This window comes from Streptomyces viridochromogenes DSM 40736, from assembly GCF_000158955.1.
GTDB lineage: Bacteria > Actinomycetota > Actinomycetes > Streptomycetales > Streptomycetaceae > Streptomyces > Streptomyces venetus.
On the sequence record NZ_GG657757.1, the window covers coordinates 5,095,547 to 5,109,948 of the forward strand.

Consider the following 14,402-nt stretch of genomic DNA (forward strand, 5'->3'; position numbering starts at 1 on the left):
CTCACCGCGCGACCGCCTTCCGCAATTGCTTCTGCAGGTCCTTCAGCGCCCGCTCGCTGCTCTTCTCCCCGTTCAGGGCGGCGTACGTCTCCTGCTGCACGGCCGAGGTGACGTCGCCGTACTGCACGACCCGGGGCCGCGGCACGGCCCGCAGGATGGACTCCTTCAGCACGGGCAGATACGGGTACTGCCCGATGAGTGCCTTGTCGTCGTAGAGGGCGGCGTACGGCGGGGCGACGGAGGCGTCCTCCAGGAAGGTCCTGGTGTTCTTCTCGCTGGTCATGAACTCGATGAAGTCCAGGGCCGTCGCCTTGTTCCGGGCTGACGCGGAGACGGCCATGTTGTGCCCGCCGAGGCTGGAGGAGCCGGGTCCGTTCAGACCGGGCAGGGGCGCGACCGCGAACTTGCCCTTGACGCCGCTCTTCTGGGCGAGGGAGTACATGTACGGCCAGTTGCGCAGGAAGACGAGCTTGCCGGACTGGAAGGCCTGGCGGCCGTCCTCCTCCTGGTAGGTGGCGGCCTCCTTGGGGATCGTCCCGTCCTCGAAGGAGCGGGCGAGGAAGTCCAGGCCTTTCTTCGCCTCCGGTGTGTCGACGTCCGGCGTGCCGTTGGCGTCGGTGACCCGGCCGCCCGCGGAGTGCACTGCCTCGGCGAAGTTCACCGTCAGCCCCTCGTACTTCTGGAACTGCCCGGCGTAGCAGGACATGCCCTTCGCCTCGGGGAGCCTCTTCACCTTGGCGCAGGCGGCGGTCATCTCGCCCCAGGTGGCGGGGGGCCGGGTGACGCCGGCCTTCTTCAGCAGGTCGGTGCGGTAGTAGAGCATGCCGCCGTCCGAGCTGCTCGGCACCGCGTACAGACCGCCGCGGTAGCGCGAGGTCTCCACCACCGGCTTCAGCATCTTCCCCATCGGGAACCGCTTCCCGGGCAGCCTGTCGATCCATTGGTGGGCGGCGAACTCCGAGGTCCACACGACGTCGAGGGACAGCACCGTGTAGGCGTCGGACTTCGTCTCCGCGTTCTGGATCATCTGCTGGCGCTGCGCGTCCGCGTCCGTCGGCAGCTGGATGAAGGTGACCTTCTCCTTCGGGTGCGCCTTGTTCCAGCGGTCGAGCATCGGCTGCACGGTGCCGGTGGTGTCCTTGCCGGCCACGTACGTGATGGGGCCGCGCCCTTCGAACGACGGCTTCCCGTCGTCCTGGCCGGAGCCGCCGCCGCAGGCGGCGAGGAGAAGCCCGGTGGCAGCGAACGCGGTCGCTCTGATGGTGGTTCTGGTCGTCACTGTCTCTCCTGGTCGTGCGGAACCGGGTCACGGCTTGTGAGACTGCGTTGTCACGAAAACCTTGGAGGAAATATGCAGGTCAGAAGCCCAATAGAGAGTCTGAGGGGAATCCGTGCAACCTCGCCGGGACAACGCTTGCAAGCTAGGGCTGCACTTTGCCGAAGTCAATGCGTTACGCGGGGGTAATGAGCCGAACATCCGCGCCTCACGCGCGTGAAAGCGCTGTCATGAATACCCGGATTCGGCGTGGCCGCTGTGCTACCGTCCGCTCATGCCACCAGCTCAGCGGCACCCCACCATGGCCGACGTGGCCGAACGGGCCGGGGTCTCCACCTCCACCGTCTCGCGCACCCTGCGTGGTCTGTCCACGGTGTCCCCGGAGGTCCGCGCCCGCGTCGAGAAGGCCGCGCGCGAGCTGAACTTCGCCGTGTCGCGGCAGGCCGCGAGCCTGGTCACGGGCAGGACCGGGACGGTCGCCGTGATGGTCCCGACGCTCAACTCGTGGTTCATGGGGTCCGCCCTGTCCAGCCTGGCCCCGCTGCTGCGGGCGGCGGGCATGCAGCTGAACGTCTACGAGATCCCGGACCTGGCCGAGCGCACCGCGTTCTTCGAACACCTCCCGGCGCGCCGCAACGCCGACGCGCTCCTGGTGTTCTCCTTCGACCTCACCGACGAGGAGACCGCCCGGCTGGACGACCTCGGCATGCCGGTGATCTACGTCAGCCAGCACGTCGACGGACGCCCCAGCGTCTACGTCGACGACGTGGCCGGCGCCCTGCACGGCACCCGGCACCTGCTCAACCTCGGCCACCGCCGGATCGCCTTCGTCCAGACCGTGGGCGCGAGCGGCTTCTCGTTCAGCTCCAACGAGCGGCTGCTCGGCTACCAGCAGGCGCTCACCGAAGCGGGTGTCCCGCTCGACGACGACCTGGTGGTGTCCACCCTGGTCGGCAGCAAGCGCGCCGCCGCCGAGTCGCTCGGCACCCTGCTGAGCCTGCGCGAGCCCCCCACCGCGATCTTCGCCGAGCAGGACGAGGTGGCGGTCGCCCTCATCTGGAACCTGCGCAAGACCCAGATCCCCGTCCCCGAACGCGTCTCCGTCCTCGGCTTCGACGACCAGCCGCTGGCCGACTGGTTCGACCTGTCGACGGTCGCCCAGTCACCGTCGGACATGGGGCGGCAGGCCGGGGAGCTGGCGCTGAAGCTCATCGAGGACTCCGCCGCCGACCACAAGGGGCACATCGTCCTGCCGACACACGTGATCCCACGGGAGACGACGGCCCCGGTGGCTCATCCGGTGGTCCGGGAACGGGACGCGGAGGACCACGGGTAGGGGCAGCGTGGATACGCTGGCCCGATGCCGCTGGTCGAGATCACGTACGCCCCCCACGTCCCCGAGGCGACACTCCGCGAACTCGGGTCGGTCCTGCCGCACTTGGTGTCTCTGGCGGTCGAGTGCCCCGAGGAGCCCTACGACGGAGACCTGCAGCCCGGCGATGTGGAGCTGCGCTTCCGGCGGCTCGGCCCCTTGGACCGCGGCGGCCTGGACCTCGTGATCGAGGTGCGCTCGAAGTGGTTCGAGAGCAGGGCGGCGAACCGCCAGGAGCGAGTCGACGTGCTGCACGACAGCGTGGCGGCCGCGACGGGCCTGCGCGACTTCGGCGTGTATCTCTCGCTCCCGGTGGCCGCCTGGTCGCAGGGAGACTGACGCGGTGGCCGGCCTGATCAGCCGTTGAGGGCGAAGAAGCGCATCGGGGAGTTCGGCCGGAAGCCGATGCGCGGATACACGGGCGCTCCGGCGGCGGTCGCGTGCAGGGTCGCCCGGGTCAGCCCGGTGGCGCGAGCGCCCTCGTACAGGGCCTTCCGGGTCACCGCCTCCCCGTACCCCCGCCGCTCCCACTCCGGGTGGGTGGCGACGAGCAGGACGAAGAGCCGCCCCTCGGCCTCGACGGTGGCGGCGCAGCTCACGGGCGTGCCGTCACCGCGCACGCCCAGGTACGCGTGCACCCGCTCCTTCCACAGCGCGGACCGGCCGAGCCCGTCCCGCCTGTCCTCCAACGGGAACCCGTAGGCACGCGAGTTGATGTCCGCGTAGGCGCGCAGCTGTTCGTCGGTGGTCACCCGCACGAAGGTGAGATCGGGATGGGCGGGCTCGGGGAGGGCCGGTAACTCCGCCGCCATACCGGTCCCGGGAAAGGCGAACGCGAGCCCCGCCCGGTCGGCGGCGCCCGCGAGCCCGGCCCGCGCCTCGTCGTCGAGGAGATCCTCGAAGACCCAGAGGAACCCGGGCCGCTCCTTGGACCGCATGATCTCCGCGGCCTCGCCCAGTCGCTGCTCCAACAGCCCGGGACCCGCGCCCTGTTCGGTCAGCGTGACACAGTTCCAGAAGGCGAACCGGCAGTCGGCCCAGCGGACGGCGACACCGGGCAGATCGGACACGTCCGCGTGCGAATCCCGGTCGAGCACCATCACGCGCCAGACGGCGCTGAGCTGCTCCAGGGATTCGATCGAGTCCGCGAGATCAGGCATGATGCTCCCTCAGATAATCTGTGGAGAACGGGTGTTGACGATGCCGTGAACGTACTGCCCACGACGGAGGTCCTTCACCCTCCACCCTGAGTTCCTTGATCGCGACTGCGAAGTGCTCCCCTAGACTGTGCCCGGTTTTTTCAAATGATCGGAGCATGACATGCGTCGCCTCGCTGCCGCCTTGGCAGTCAGCGTCCTCGCACTCGCCGGATGTGCCCAGGACTTCGACAAGGGACCTGAGGGGAAGGTCGCGGAGAAGGTCAAGGACGGGAAGAAGTTCTACCTCGTCGTTGATCCCGCCAAGGGGGGCGAGGAGACCAAGTTCCGGGTCAGCAAGTACGACTACCACGACTGCAACCGGGGGTCGAAGTACCCCAAGTGCGTGGACGACTGAGCGGTTTCGTCGTACGCGGGAGCTCCGCGAAGTCGTCGGAGCTCCCGTGCTCTTAGGGGTCCTTTCACTATGAGGCACCCTCGCCGGATGGGAGCAGCCGGAGCCGGACGGCGACGGACGCGAGAAGCTCAGCGCGCCCGGCGTCTTCGACATGAAGACCGGTCTGGCCCAGGGCATCTGGGCCCTGAAGCTGGCCCGCGAGAGCGGCACCCCCCTCCCCACCGTCACCTTCCTCTTCAACGGCGACGAGGAGATCGGCTCCCTGGCCTCCCGCCCGGTGATCGAGGAGGTGGCGCGGAAGGCCGAAGCCACGCTGGTCCTGGAACCCACCGCGCACGGCGCCGTCAAGACCGCCCGCAAAGGCTCCGGCATCTTCAAGGTGACGGCCACCGGCGTCGAAGCGCACGCCGGACTCGCGCCGCAGGACGGGGCGAGCGCCATCACCGCACTGTCGGAGTTCGTCCTCGCGGCCGCGGCGGTGGCCGCCCCCGACCGGGGCACCACCGTCAACCCCGGGCTCATCACGGGCGGCAGCGCCACCAACGTCGTCGCCGGACGAGCCACCGCCAGCATCGACATCCGGGTGAGGAGCGAGTTGGAACAGAACCGCGTCGACGCCGAGTTCGCGGCGATCGGGGTGAGCGATCCCCGCGTACGGATCGAGGTCGACCACGCCTGGAACAGGCCGCCGATGACCCTCAACGCCGCCTCCGCCCCGCTGCTCCACCTCGCCCGCGACGTCGCCCGCGAACAGGGCCGCGCCGAGCTGCCCGACGCGGCCGTCGGCGGCGCCAGCGACGCCAACTTCGTGGCCGCCCTCGGCCTGCCGGTCCTGTGCGGCATGGGCGCCGTCGGCGACGGCGCCCACGCCCGGGGCGAGTTCATCTACCCCGACACCGTGCCCGCCCAGACCGCCCTGGTCGCCGGCCTGCTGACCCGGCTGACGGAGCCCCTGCGCGGCTGAGCCGAGCGTGTGGATCCCGCTGGTTTCGCTGGTCAGGGCGGTGGTTGAGCGAATCGGCGTTCTCGAAGCGCGTGGGGACCCGGCTGGGCATGATGTACGGGTGGCGGACTTACCTGCGGACGCGCAGAACCAGGACGAGGTAGTGATCCTTGTGCACGGCACTTTCGCCGGTGACAAGGACGGGAACGATTCCGGAAGCCGATGGTGGCAGCGCGGCAGCGATACGTGGAGATGGCTGGAACGCAATCTCCCGGCAGGAACGAGCTTGCCGCAGAACGGCAGGCTGTTCCACTGGAGTGGAGCGAACACACAGTCGGCGCGACTGCTCGCCTCCATGGACCTGCTGGCGTTTCTTCTCGAACTGGAGCGAAAAGGCCGCGGGTACCATCTGGTCGGGCACAGCCATGGCGGATCGGTCATCTGGGAAGCGCTTCTGACGTGTCACATTCTTCAGCGCAAAGGCGGGCTCGTTGATCATTTGTACTACTCGCTGGTGCGGCGGGGAGTCCTCGCACCTGAAGGTCATGATCTGGCGGCGGGTAACAGGCAATTACTGGTTGACAAGTATCAGGAATTGGGCCAGGAGCTGAAGCTCAACCACCTGCGGAGCTGGACGACGATCGGAACGCCTTTCCTGTGTCATCTGCCGGAAGGCGGTTGGTTTTCCAGGGGATGGCGCCACGCCGCATTCTCGTTGGCTGGCTCCGTGAGTGCCAAGGATGCCAAAGCTCCGAGCTGGACCGTATGGTTCGTCGCGACCGTTTTCGCCGTGAGCGTGATGCTGGGACTGGGGTTGGCCCTCTTCGGGTCGGTCGGCCCGATGTGGATCCTTGTGTGGTTGGCATCCTCTGTGACGGCGCTCAAGATAACGATCTCGATCGTGGTAAGAAGCGAAGTTGCCCATGCGGTGACCACCCGTGCAAAAGCTGCGCCGTCAGCATTCGCACACTTCTCCGCGCGGTGGCTGGGCCTTTACGCTACGACGGACGAGGCCATCACGGGGCTTCGAACGCTCTGTCCGCCTCAGGCTCTCGACTATTCGCAACTGCGCTTGCCTCCCGCGCAGCGTTCAATTCCACAGAAAGTGACTGCGGCGTGGCCTGAAATACCCACCTTGCTGCGCCTGAACGCACCGCTCAGACATGTCGCGCTTGCCCCCGAGGCATCGTTCGGATACGGGTACTACTATTCTGGTTCCACGCTGACTGACAAAGTCTATGACGGGGTAAACGGATGGATCATGCCGAAGATCAACAGGCTTCTGGCCGGTCGTCTGCGGCGCACTGCCCAAGGGTGCGATATTCCGTATGTCGACCTCGTCTACGTCTCGCCTTGGCCGGTGCCTATTGATGCGGGTGTCACCGGATTGCCGGACCGCGTCGACACATCACTGGAAGAGGGAGCGGCGTCGCATGCCGGGCTGCTCGGCATCGAGGTGCGCCAACTGATCGCCCGCGCAGCCATGAACGGCACGCGGCTGTCCGCGGTTCTCGCAGACCACCAGCTGGACGCTGCCGGAAAGTCCATGGTTCATACGTCTTACCTCACCCATCCCGAAATCCTGCACATGATCCGCCGTCATATAGCTGATTCATGTCGATCTTCCCAGGTCGACACCACCCGAGCCGGACTTCCCTCGGACAGTCGAGAGTGGATGGTCAAAGCTCGCGCACACGCAGCCGGCAGGGCGGCATTGCACAGTCCCGAAGTGCTGTGACCGTGACCGCGTACACCAGCGAGTCGGTGAACGGCCGCGGAGATCGCCGAACCTCCTTGGCGACGCGTCAGGCGGGGTAGGCGTGCGTCTGGGCTGCCTTGACCGCCGCCCAGACCCTGGCGCCGGGGCGCAGGCCGAGTTCTGCCGCGGCGACCGTGGTGAGGTCGGCGGCCAGGGGGAGTTCCCCCGTGAGCGCGACGCGGATCTGGTCGCCGTGCGTCTCCATGCCGGTCACCTCGCAGTGCCACAGGTTGCGGGCGCTGGAGCCGCTGGGGCGGTCCTGGTGGAGGGTGACCGCGTTCGGGGGGAAGGCGACGAAGACCGGGCCGGTCAGATCCTCCGTGGTGGCGATCGTCGACTTGCGGTCGATCCGGACCGTGTGCCCTTCGGCCTCGCCCCGGTAGAGGTTGAGGCCGACCAGGTGGGCGATGTAGTCGGTGCGCGGACGGCGGGCGATGTCCGCGGGGGTGCCCCGCTGGACGACGCGGCCGTCCTCGATGACGACCAGATGGTCCGCGAGGACCATGGCGTCGAGCGGGTCGTGCGTGACGAGGACGGCGACGGCCTCGAACTCGGCCAGATGGTGGCGGAGCTGGGCGCGCACGTCGAGGCGGGTGCGGGCGTCGAGCGCGGCGAGCGGCTCGTCGAGGAGGAGCAGACGGGGGCGGGTGGCCAGGGCGCGGGCGAGGGCGACACGCTGGGCCTGGCCTCCGGAGAGGCGGCGGGGCTTCGCGGAGCCGTGCTCGGCCAGACCCAGGCGCTCCAGCCACGCGGCGGCCTGCGCGCGGGCCTCCGCCTTCGTCGCCCCGTGGCAGCGCGGCCCGAAGGCCACGTTGTCCAGGGCGGACAGATGGGGGAAGAGCAGGTAGTCCTGGAAGACCACCCCGACCGGCCGGGCATCCGGAGGCATGCGGTCCATCTCCACGCCGTCCAGGCGCAGATGGCCGCCGGTGAGGGGAACGAGCCCGGCCAGCGCCCGCAGGGCCGTGGTCTTGCCGGCGCCGTTGGGACCGAGCAGGGCGACGACGTCGCCCGGGGCCGCCGTCAGTTCGACGTCGAGACGGAAGGAGCCGCGCTCGACCACGAGCCGGGCGTCGAGCCCTTCGCCGGCCGGCTCGGGAGCGGCGAGTGTGGTCGTCTCGGGGTCGGTCATGAGGCAGTCATCCAGCGGTCGCGCAGGCCGGCGAGTACGGCGATGGACACGGCCAGCAGGACCAGGCTGAGGGCGATCGCCGCCGCCGGGTCGTTCTGCAGGGCCAGGTAGACGGCGAGCGGCATGGTCTGCGTACGGCCGGGGAAGTTGCCGGCGAAGGTGATGGTCGCGCCGAACTCGCCGAGTGCCCTGGCCCAGGCCAGGACGGCGCCCGCCGCGATACCCGGGGCGATGAGCGGCAGGGTGACCCGGCGGAACGCGGTGAAGCGCGAGGCGCCCAGCGTCGCCGCGGCCTCCTCGTAGCGCGGGTCGGCCGCGCGCAGCGTGCCCTCCACGCTGATGACGAGGAACGGCATCGCCACGAAGGCCTCCGCGATCACGACCCCGGTGGTCGTGAAGGGCAACGTGATCCCGAACCAGGAGTCCAGCCACTGCCCGACCACCCCGTTGCGGCCCAGGGCCATCAGCAGGGCCACACCACCGACCACCGGCGGCAGGACGAGCGGCAGGGTGACGAGGGCCCGTACCAGACCGCGCCCGGGGAACTCGACCCGCGCCAGCAGCCAGGCCAGCGGCACCCCGATCACCAGGCTCACCGCGGTCGCCGCCGTCGCGCAGACCAGGGACAGCTGGAGCGCCTGCCACACCTCGGTGCTGGTCAGCAGCTCGGGCATGCTGCGCCAGGGCGCCCGGACCAGCAGCGCGACGAGCGGCAGGACCAGGAAGGCCAGGCCGATCAGCGCGGGCAGCAGGAGAGGCAGCGGGGCACCCCCGCGAACGCCCCTGCGCAGGGAGGGAGGCCTCACGGATTGAGGAATCCGGCCGCGTTCAGAACCTTCTGGCCCTCCGCGGACCGCACCAGCTCCATGAACGCCTTGGCGGTCTCGGTGTTCTCGGAGCTCCTGAGGAGGGTGATGGGGTAGTCGTTGATGGCGTCGGCGGACTCGGGGAACTCCACGCCCTCCACCTTGTCACCCGCCGCCTTCACATCGGTCTTGTAGACGACGGCGGCGTCGGCCTCCTTCAGAACCACCTTGTTGAGGGCGGACTTCACGTCCTCCTCGTAGGAGACCGGGGTGAGCTTCAGCCTGCTCGCGTCCAGGGCCTTCTGGGCGGCGGCGCCGCACGGCACCGACTTGTCGCACAGCACGACCTTCAGGTCCGAGCCGGTGAGGTCCTTCAGGGAAGCGACCTTGTCGGGGTTGCCCGGGAGGGTCGCGATCTCCAGCTGGTTGCGCACGAAGGTGGCGGGCGTGCCGGAGGCGTCCCCCGCGTCCGTGACGACCTTCATCGTCTTGGGGCTGGCGGAGGCGAACACGTCGGCCGGGGCGCCACCGGTGATGCTCGCGGCGAGCGCGTCGCTGCCGCCGAAGCTGAAGGTGACCTTGGTGCCCGGGTGGGCCTTCTCGAACTCCTTGCCCAGCGTCGTGAAGCTCTCCTTCAGCGAGGCGGCGGCGAAGACCGTCACCTCACCGGACAGCTTCGGCGAGCCGGACCCCGACGCCGAGGAGCCCGACGCCGCCGACGAGGAGCCGTCGGAGGACGAGCAGGCACTCAGGGCCAGCAGCGCGGCGGCACCCGCACCGGTCACCTGCAGCATCCGACGGGTCGGGCGCACGGTACGGATCATCACGGGTCCACTCCCTCTGGTCCTGCTGGTCCTGACGGACTCTGGTCCTGACGGACGCATGCGCCGATGATACTTCCGCAGATGCCAGGCGAAAGTCTGCTGTCCTATCGCATGAGCCGGGCTCTTCACGCATCGGCATGGCATGTGCGTTTGTACGAGGAGGTGGTGCGGGTACGGTCATCGGGGAGGTGGTAGCCAGTGAGTCAGCCCCTCGCAGCCGCCCGCACGTCCGCCGGACCCGCGGCGGAACTCGCCCTCACGGGCGACCTGGACCGACCCACCCGCCTGACGGTGCCCGACCTGCCCGCATGGCCCCAGCACCGGGCACAGGTCAGCTTCGAGTGCGCCACCAGCGGCGTCCAGCACCACCGCTCACGGGGCCACTCCTGCACCTCACCCTCGACGACACACCCCTGGACCGGTCCGGCTCGGTATGACTCAGACGCGGTCGATGTGCACGTTCGTCGACTTCACCCGGGCGGTGGCCTCCATGCCGACCTCCAGGCCCAACTCCTCGACGGCCTCCCGCGTCAGCAGAGACACCAGCCGGTGCGGACCGGCCTGGATCTCCACCTGGGCCGCCACGTCACCGAGCTTGATCGCGGTGACGATGCCGGGGAAGGCGTTGCGCACCGAGGTGTAGGAGACGTCCTCCTCGCCGCTCCCGCCCTTGGCGAGCTCCACGGAGAACGCGGCCAGGTCCTTCCCGTCGATGAGCCGCTTGCCGCCCTCGTCCCGATGGGTCGCCACCCGCCCCGCGTCCGCCCACCGCCGCGCGGTGTCCGGACTCACGCCGAGCAGCCGGGCTGCCTGGCCGATCGTGTATGACTGCATCGCGCCAAGATAAGGCCAGGCCAAGACAAGGCCGGGTAAGTGAAGACGAGTCAGGGCCACACCAGGCAGGACGGCTGATGTCCGGGATGCCCGGCGCTACCCTCCTGAGACAACCGCCACCGACGCGAGGAACGCCAGATGGACGACGAATCGCTGAAGGATTGGGCGGAACGCCGTGATGCGATGATCGGCCGGCTTCGCGCCGTGCCGGTCATGCCCGGCGACGGGCCCAGGGCATCGCATCTGAACCCGGATGCACCCCGCGCCATCGAGCGCTGGAACGGGCACGCATGGGAGCTGTACGGGTTCGCCGCGAGCCTGGCCGACGCCAAAGCCATCCTGTACCCGGAGGCCAACGAGCCCTCGTCCCTAAGGCCGATGGCGAAGCCTCTCGGCTCCGGCTCCGGCAAGCACCGCAAGCCCCAGGCACCCAGGCCGGACGGTGGCGGCCGTACACAGAGGTGATCAATGCCGCCGCGGCTCGTGGACCGGTACGACCGCGAAGCGGCCAAGGAAGTCCTGTTCCGGCAGCGGCTGATGCACCCGAAAATCACCATCGTCTGGACTGACTCCGGCTATGCCGGACAGCTCATGGCCTGGCCGAGCCTGACTCTCACCAGGAGCGGATCGGGCCACATCCCTCATCCAGGCATGCGAAGACGGTGGACTGCTGTGGGTGCTGGTCAGCTGCTGGCGCGGATCATCACGGTGAGGACTGGCGAGGCCGGTGACGGCTGGCTCTGCCCAATGTCCTCGTACCCCCACGACCTGTAGAGCGCATGGACCTTTCCGTCCCCCGCAGCGGGGTTGACCATGAGCGTAACGAACGGTTCGTCGCGTGTGGCGAGGAGGGCGTCGTGGATACGGCGGGCGGTGCCCGTCTTCCGCCAGGTCGGCCGGACGCCGATCTCCTTCAAAGCCACGGCCGGATGCTCGGTGTACTTGTCCGCCGGCGTCGGACTGGTGCGCTGCCAATAGCGGTCACCGTGCTCGATGGTGTTGCCGTAGGCGTAGCCGACCGGGTGCCCGTCCGCGTACGCGAGGACGGCCGTGAACCCCGGCTCGGTGCCGTGTCGGTCCAGGCGCTCGCCGAAGGCGGTGATCGCATAGTTCGGCAGGTGGAGGAGCGGTGCGCGAACCTCGGCGTACACGTCCAGGAGATCGCCGCGGGCTGTGTCGAGGGTGGTGAACGTACGCAGTTCGATGGCGGGCGCCGTGGTCATGCGGCCATCCTCCAGGAGGCGGTGTGCTCGGTCCAGGTCTGCACGGTGGGGCTGCCCGGTGCGGTGGCACGCAGCGCAGCTCCGAACTCCTGCAGCATGCGCGTTACCCGGGCGTGCTGGGTGGCGGCGTCGGCGGGGACCTTCATCGCGGTGGCCGTGGCGGCGTCGGCGGCACCCTGCGCGAGCTGGGCGTGCGCGAGCCGGGTCGTGGTGATGGCCCGGGACCGGACCATGTGGGGCCGCAGCGCGGACAGGCAGCGGTGGGCGTGGAACTCGGCGGTCGCGTAGTCGCCGAGCGCCAAGTAGGCGGACAGCGCCAAGGAGTCCAGCTCGGCCTGGTCGTAGAACGCGAGCATCCACACCGGCCGGTACTCGGCCGGGTCGGCGCGCAGCATGGCGTCCTGTGCCTGATCGAACGCGCGGCGGAGGCCAGTGCGGTTCTGCGCCGTACCGTGAATCGCCGCCTGCCGGGCCAGACCCAGGGACGCGAACAGCGGGTCACGGCGCGTGATGTGCAGGTTGCGGGCCACATCATTGGCGGCGAGCGCGTCGGCGGGTCGGCCCATGTGCCGGTACATCGCCCCCGCGTGGCTCCAGATTCGGAACTTGATCGCCTGATCGCCGGACATCTCGGCGAGGGCTTGAGCCTCACGCATGTGTGCCTTGGCGACGTCGTAGCGACGGCCGTCGATCGCGGCCCACATCGCCGACGAGCGGAACGCCGCCGCGGAGGCATAGAGGCTGCTGCGTACGCGCTGGGTGGCGCTGCCGGCGTTCTGGAGGTTCAGCGCCTCGTCGGCGAGCGCGGCAGCCTGCTGCTCGATGCCGAGTTGTCCGCCGTGGCGGTGGTCGCTGGCGATGATCTCGGCGAAGCGCGTGTTCAGGCGGTTGACGTCGCTCATGCCGATGCGTCGCGGGGATGCGGTGCCGGGTGCGGCTGCTGCTACGGCTGCAGCCGCTGCAATGCCGCCGACGAGGGTACGACGCTTCATGTCGGGGTCCTCCTGCTGCGGTGGGGCTGGGCTGGACGGAGTCCGGCCCCGTGGCACGAACCCCAGAGCGACGGCAGGTAGGCCACTGACGTCCTCGAGTGCCCTGCGGGTAGCCGATTTGGGCCACGTGACCCGTCCTGCCTTCCAGGCCCGGACCGACGAGCCGTCGAGGCCGCCAGGCCGCCCGGTCAGCCGCTCTAAGGCGCTGTTCACAGTGTCAGCAAGGCTGTTGGAGCTGTAGCCGTGTTCGGCCATCCACGCCTCGAGAACCCTGTTGCGCGGGGTGTCCATGCACGCACGGTAGCTCTCACGCCCCCTCACCCACCAGGTAAAGGGAAGGTCAAATCACCCTAGGTCTTTCTTTCGGGTGGATGGCTGATCGCCCTAATCACCGTGCTCCAAAAGGGAGTTGTCTGGTTGCTGGTCGCTCGCCACTCCCTCCGGTGCGAGCGGCTGTTGACGGCCCGGCCCGCCCCTAACGCCCTTCTCAGGGTGAGCCGGGCGCCGAGACAACGCGAAGGCTCAACCCCAATGACGAGTCTCATCACGCCACTTCAGGACGCCCCCATCGGCCGTCCCGCCTACAGCCAGACCTTCCCGTGCGAGCCGGCCACGGCCGAGATCGGCCGCCGGCTCGTCCGTGACGCCCTCGGCGTATGGCGCCTCGACAACCTCGCTGACGTCGCCGCGCTGATCATGTCGGAGCTGATTGCGAACGCCGTCAGGCACACCTCGTGCCACTCGATCCGGCTGATCGTTGGGCGGTCGAGTGCGATACGGGTGCGTGTCGGGGTGGTGGACCGGGCACCCTCGCGCCTGCCGGTTCTCGGTCAGGCCAGGGAGGACGACGAGTCAGGCCGTGGCCTGCTCCTGATTGACGGCATCGCCGACCGCTGGGGCTATGACCTCTATGGCCCGGACAAGCGCCCCTGGGGCAAAGAAGTCTGGGCCGAACTCCTCATAGGGGGCGACGAGTGAGCACCCCGGCCACGGTGACCCCGCCCATCCCGGACGTCGCGGGCCTCCGGCCACGCCAGCAGATGGCCATGGAGTGTGCCCGCTGCGCCCGGTACTTGGGTGCGAGCGGCGAGGTCTTGGTCGATGTGCGTCATCGGGGCCTGCTGTTCCGGCTCTGGGTCTGTGGGCCCGCCTGCCGGTCGCCCACCCCCAGGCCGCAGAGCGGAGCCTAGGCATGAGCTCGCGTGTGGACGAGTACTGGGTCACCGGTGACTGCTGGCTCGGGTTGCGAGCGCACCGGCGTGCCCGTGATCTGGCTCGGCCCGCTGCAGTGGGACGGGCGACCCGCCCCGGTCTACTCCTGCAAGCCGTGCCTCGACCGGCTCAAGGCTCGGGCGCTCGCCTACTTCATGCAGCGACGGCCAGTTGCCGTCTGACCAGACTCCCGCTCCCGGTCGTGCGGTGCTGTGCCGTACGGCCGGAGGCGGGCAGCACCGCACAACAACATCCCATTTACTCAGAGGAGTTGGCATGACACGCAGCACCGTAGTACCGAGCAGCACTCAGGTGAGCCAGCAGACACCGGGGACGTCGGACGGCTTCGACCTGGACGTTTCCCTCGTCGAGTTGGCCGACCCGGCGGGCCTGGTCAACCTGACCGACGACAACTGCGGAACCACCTGCGGCGCCTGCACCACCAACGTCGCCTGACCTGAGGCTTCACGTCTCT

16 protein-coding genes and 1 pseudogene are annotated in these 14,402 nt (G+C 69.0%); 9 read left to right on the top strand and 8 right to left on the bottom strand.

Translation table 11 applies throughout. From position 1 onward, the window contains the following. Window position 1: 1 nt before the first annotated feature. Complete coding sequence (locus tag SSQG_RS22400) at window positions 2–1,279, bottom strand: ABC transporter substrate-binding protein (protein WP_003992119.1); 1,278 nt, start codon at window positions 1,277–1,279, stop codon at window positions 2–4. A 298-nt stretch (window positions 1,280–1,577) separates the two neighbouring features. On the opposite strand from SSQG_RS22400, the gene SSQG_RS22405 reads away from it, so the two are divergent. Beyond that, window positions 1,578–2,612, top strand: a complete 1,035-nt coding sequence (locus SSQG_RS22405; RefSeq protein ID WP_003992120.1) for a LacI family DNA-binding transcriptional regulator — start codon at window positions 1,578–1,580, stop codon at window positions 2,610–2,612. A gap of 24 nt (window positions 2,613–2,636) precedes the next feature. Further along, entirely contained in the window at window positions 2,637–2,987 is a 351-nt protein-coding gene (locus SSQG_RS22410) for a hypothetical protein (RefSeq protein WP_003992121.1), read from the top strand. 17 nt (window positions 2,988–3,004) lie between these two features. Here the strand turns inward: SSQG_RS22410 and SSQG_RS22415 are convergent, their stop codons facing one another. Next, window positions 3,005–3,808, bottom strand: a complete 804-nt coding sequence (locus SSQG_RS22415; RefSeq protein WP_003992122.1) for a GNAT family N-acetyltransferase — start codon at window positions 3,806–3,808, stop codon at window positions 3,005–3,007. Between the two features lie 181 nt (window positions 3,809–3,989). On the opposite strand from SSQG_RS22415, the gene SSQG_RS22420 reads away from it, so the two are divergent. The 3 genes and pseudogenes from SSQG_RS22420 to SSQG_RS41470 all read left to right on the top strand — a co-directional run bounded on the left by SSQG_RS22420 (window position 3,990) and on the right by SSQG_RS41470 (window position 6,883). Next, complete coding sequence (locus SSQG_RS22420; RefSeq protein WP_244299224.1) at window positions 3,990–4,202, top strand: hypothetical protein; 213 nt, start codon at window positions 3,990–3,992, stop codon at window positions 4,200–4,202. Between the two features lie 73 nt (window positions 4,203–4,275). After that, window positions 4,276–5,166 (top strand): annotated as a pseudogene (locus tag SSQG_RS22425) (M20/M25/M40 family metallo-hydrolase); the annotation flags it as partial. A gap of 100 nt (window positions 5,167–5,266) precedes the next feature. After that, a complete protein-coding gene (locus SSQG_RS41470; RefSeq protein WP_158681091.1) occupies window positions 5,267–6,883 on the top strand; it encodes a hypothetical protein in 1,617 nt (538 codons plus the stop codon). 67 nt (window positions 6,884–6,950) lie between these two features. Here the strand turns inward: SSQG_RS41470 and SSQG_RS22435 are convergent, their stop codons facing one another. The 4 genes from SSQG_RS22435 to SSQG_RS22450 all read right to left on the bottom strand — a co-directional run bounded on the left by SSQG_RS22435 (window position 6,951) and on the right by SSQG_RS22450 (window position 10,500). Beyond that, complete coding sequence (locus tag SSQG_RS22435) at window positions 6,951–8,036, bottom strand: ABC transporter ATP-binding protein (protein ID WP_039933405.1); 1,086 nt, start codon at window positions 8,034–8,036, stop codon at window positions 6,951–6,953. Continuing rightward, entirely contained in the window at window positions 8,033–8,842 is an 810-nt protein-coding gene (modB, locus tag SSQG_RS22440) for a molybdate ABC transporter permease subunit (protein ID WP_003992127.1), read from the bottom strand. The genes SSQG_RS22435 and modB overlap by 4 nt, the downstream gene beginning before the upstream one ends. Beyond that, window positions 8,839–9,666, bottom strand: coding sequence for a molybdate ABC transporter substrate-binding protein (gene modA / locus SSQG_RS22445; RefSeq protein WP_039933409.1), 828 nt, complete (start codon window positions 9,664–9,666; stop codon window positions 8,839–8,841). Before modA ends, modB begins: the two co-directional genes overlap by 4 nt. A 438-nt stretch (window positions 9,667–10,104) precedes the next feature. Next, the gene (locus SSQG_RS22450) at window positions 10,105–10,500 is read right to left on the bottom strand and encodes a TOBE domain-containing protein (RefSeq protein WP_003992129.1); all 396 of its coding nucleotides are present in this window, start codon (window positions 10,498–10,500) and stop codon (window positions 10,105–10,107) included. Window positions 10,501–10,638: 138 nt separating this feature from the next. On the opposite strand from SSQG_RS22450, the gene SSQG_RS22455 reads away from it, so the two are divergent. Further along, complete coding sequence (locus SSQG_RS22455) at window positions 10,639–10,965, top strand: DUF6087 family protein (RefSeq protein ID WP_003992130.1); 327 nt, start codon at window positions 10,639–10,641, stop codon at window positions 10,963–10,965. A gap of 218 nt (window positions 10,966–11,183) precedes the next feature. Here the strand turns inward: SSQG_RS22455 and SSQG_RS22465 are convergent, their stop codons facing one another. Together SSQG_RS22465 and SSQG_RS22470 are read right to left on the bottom strand one after the other, a co-directional pair. Next, a complete protein-coding gene (locus SSQG_RS22465) occupies window positions 11,184–11,723 on the bottom strand; it encodes a GNAT family N-acetyltransferase (RefSeq protein WP_208865662.1) in 540 nt (179 codons plus the stop codon). Continuing rightward, window positions 11,720–13,006: an XRE family transcriptional regulator gene (locus tag SSQG_RS22470; protein ID WP_244299225.1), complete on the bottom strand. Its 1,287-nt coding sequence runs from the start codon at window positions 13,004–13,006 to the stop codon at window positions 11,720–11,722. The genes SSQG_RS22465 and SSQG_RS22470 overlap by 4 nt, the downstream gene beginning before the upstream one ends. A gap of 240 nt (window positions 13,007–13,246) precedes the next feature. Between SSQG_RS22470 and SSQG_RS22475 the strand changes: the two genes are divergently transcribed. The 3 genes from SSQG_RS22475 to SSQG_RS22485 all read left to right on the top strand — a co-directional run bounded on the left by SSQG_RS22475 (window position 13,247) and on the right by SSQG_RS22485 (window position 14,383). Continuing rightward, window positions 13,247–13,693, top strand: a complete 447-nt coding sequence (locus SSQG_RS22475; protein WP_003992134.1) for an ATP-binding protein — start codon at window positions 13,247–13,249, stop codon at window positions 13,691–13,693. A gap of 281 nt (window positions 13,694–13,974) precedes the next feature. Next, window positions 13,975–14,109, top strand: a complete 135-nt coding sequence (locus SSQG_RS39485; RefSeq protein ID WP_338117283.1) for a hypothetical protein — start codon at window positions 13,975–13,977, stop codon at window positions 14,107–14,109. A 94-nt stretch (window positions 14,110–14,203) separates the two neighbouring features. Continuing rightward, on the top strand, window positions 14,204–14,383 hold the full coding sequence (locus SSQG_RS22485; RefSeq protein ID WP_003992136.1) for an FxLD family lanthipeptide: 180 nt from the start codon (window positions 14,204–14,206) through the stop codon (window positions 14,381–14,383). Window positions 14,384–14,402 lie beyond the last annotated feature (19 nt).

Bases quoted from the DNA above. Each gene is read 5' to 3' on its own strand.
- SSQG_RS22405 (WP_003992120.1), top strand. From the start codon at position 1,578: ATGGCCGACGTGGCCGAACGGGCCGGGGTCTCCACCTCCACCGTCTCG.
- SSQG_RS22410 (WP_003992121.1), top strand. From the start codon at position 2,637: ATGCCGCTGGTCGAGATCACGTACGCCCCCCACGTCCCCGAGGCGACA.
- SSQG_RS22415 (WP_003992122.1), bottom strand. From the start codon at position 3,808: ATGCCTGATCTCGCGGACTCGATCGAATCCCTGGAGCAGCTCAGCGCC.
- SSQG_RS22435 (WP_039933405.1), bottom strand. From the start codon at position 8,036: ATGACCGACCCCGAGACGACCACACTCGCCGCTCCCGAGCCGGCCGGC.
- modA (WP_039933409.1), bottom strand. From the start codon at position 9,666: ATGATCCGTACCGTGCGCCCGACCCGTCGGATGCTGCAGGTGACCGGT.
- SSQG_RS22450 (WP_003992129.1), bottom strand. From the start codon at position 10,500: ATGCAGTCATACACGATCGGCCAGGCAGCCCGGCTGCTCGGCGTGAGT.
- SSQG_RS22455 (WP_003992130.1), top strand. From the start codon at position 10,639: ATGGACGACGAATCGCTGAAGGATTGGGCGGAACGCCGTGATGCGATG.
- SSQG_RS22465 (WP_208865662.1), bottom strand. From the start codon at position 11,723: ATGACCACGGCGCCCGCCATCGAACTGCGTACGTTCACCACCCTCGAC.
- SSQG_RS22470 (WP_244299225.1), bottom strand. From the start codon at position 13,006: ATGGACACCCCGCGCAACAGGGTTCTCGAGGCGTGGATGGCCGAACAC.
- SSQG_RS22475 (WP_003992134.1), top strand. From the start codon at position 13,247: ATGACGAGTCTCATCACGCCACTTCAGGACGCCCCCATCGGCCGTCCC.
- SSQG_RS22485 (WP_003992136.1), top strand. From the start codon at position 14,204: ATGACACGCAGCACCGTAGTACCGAGCAGCACTCAGGTGAGCCAGCAG.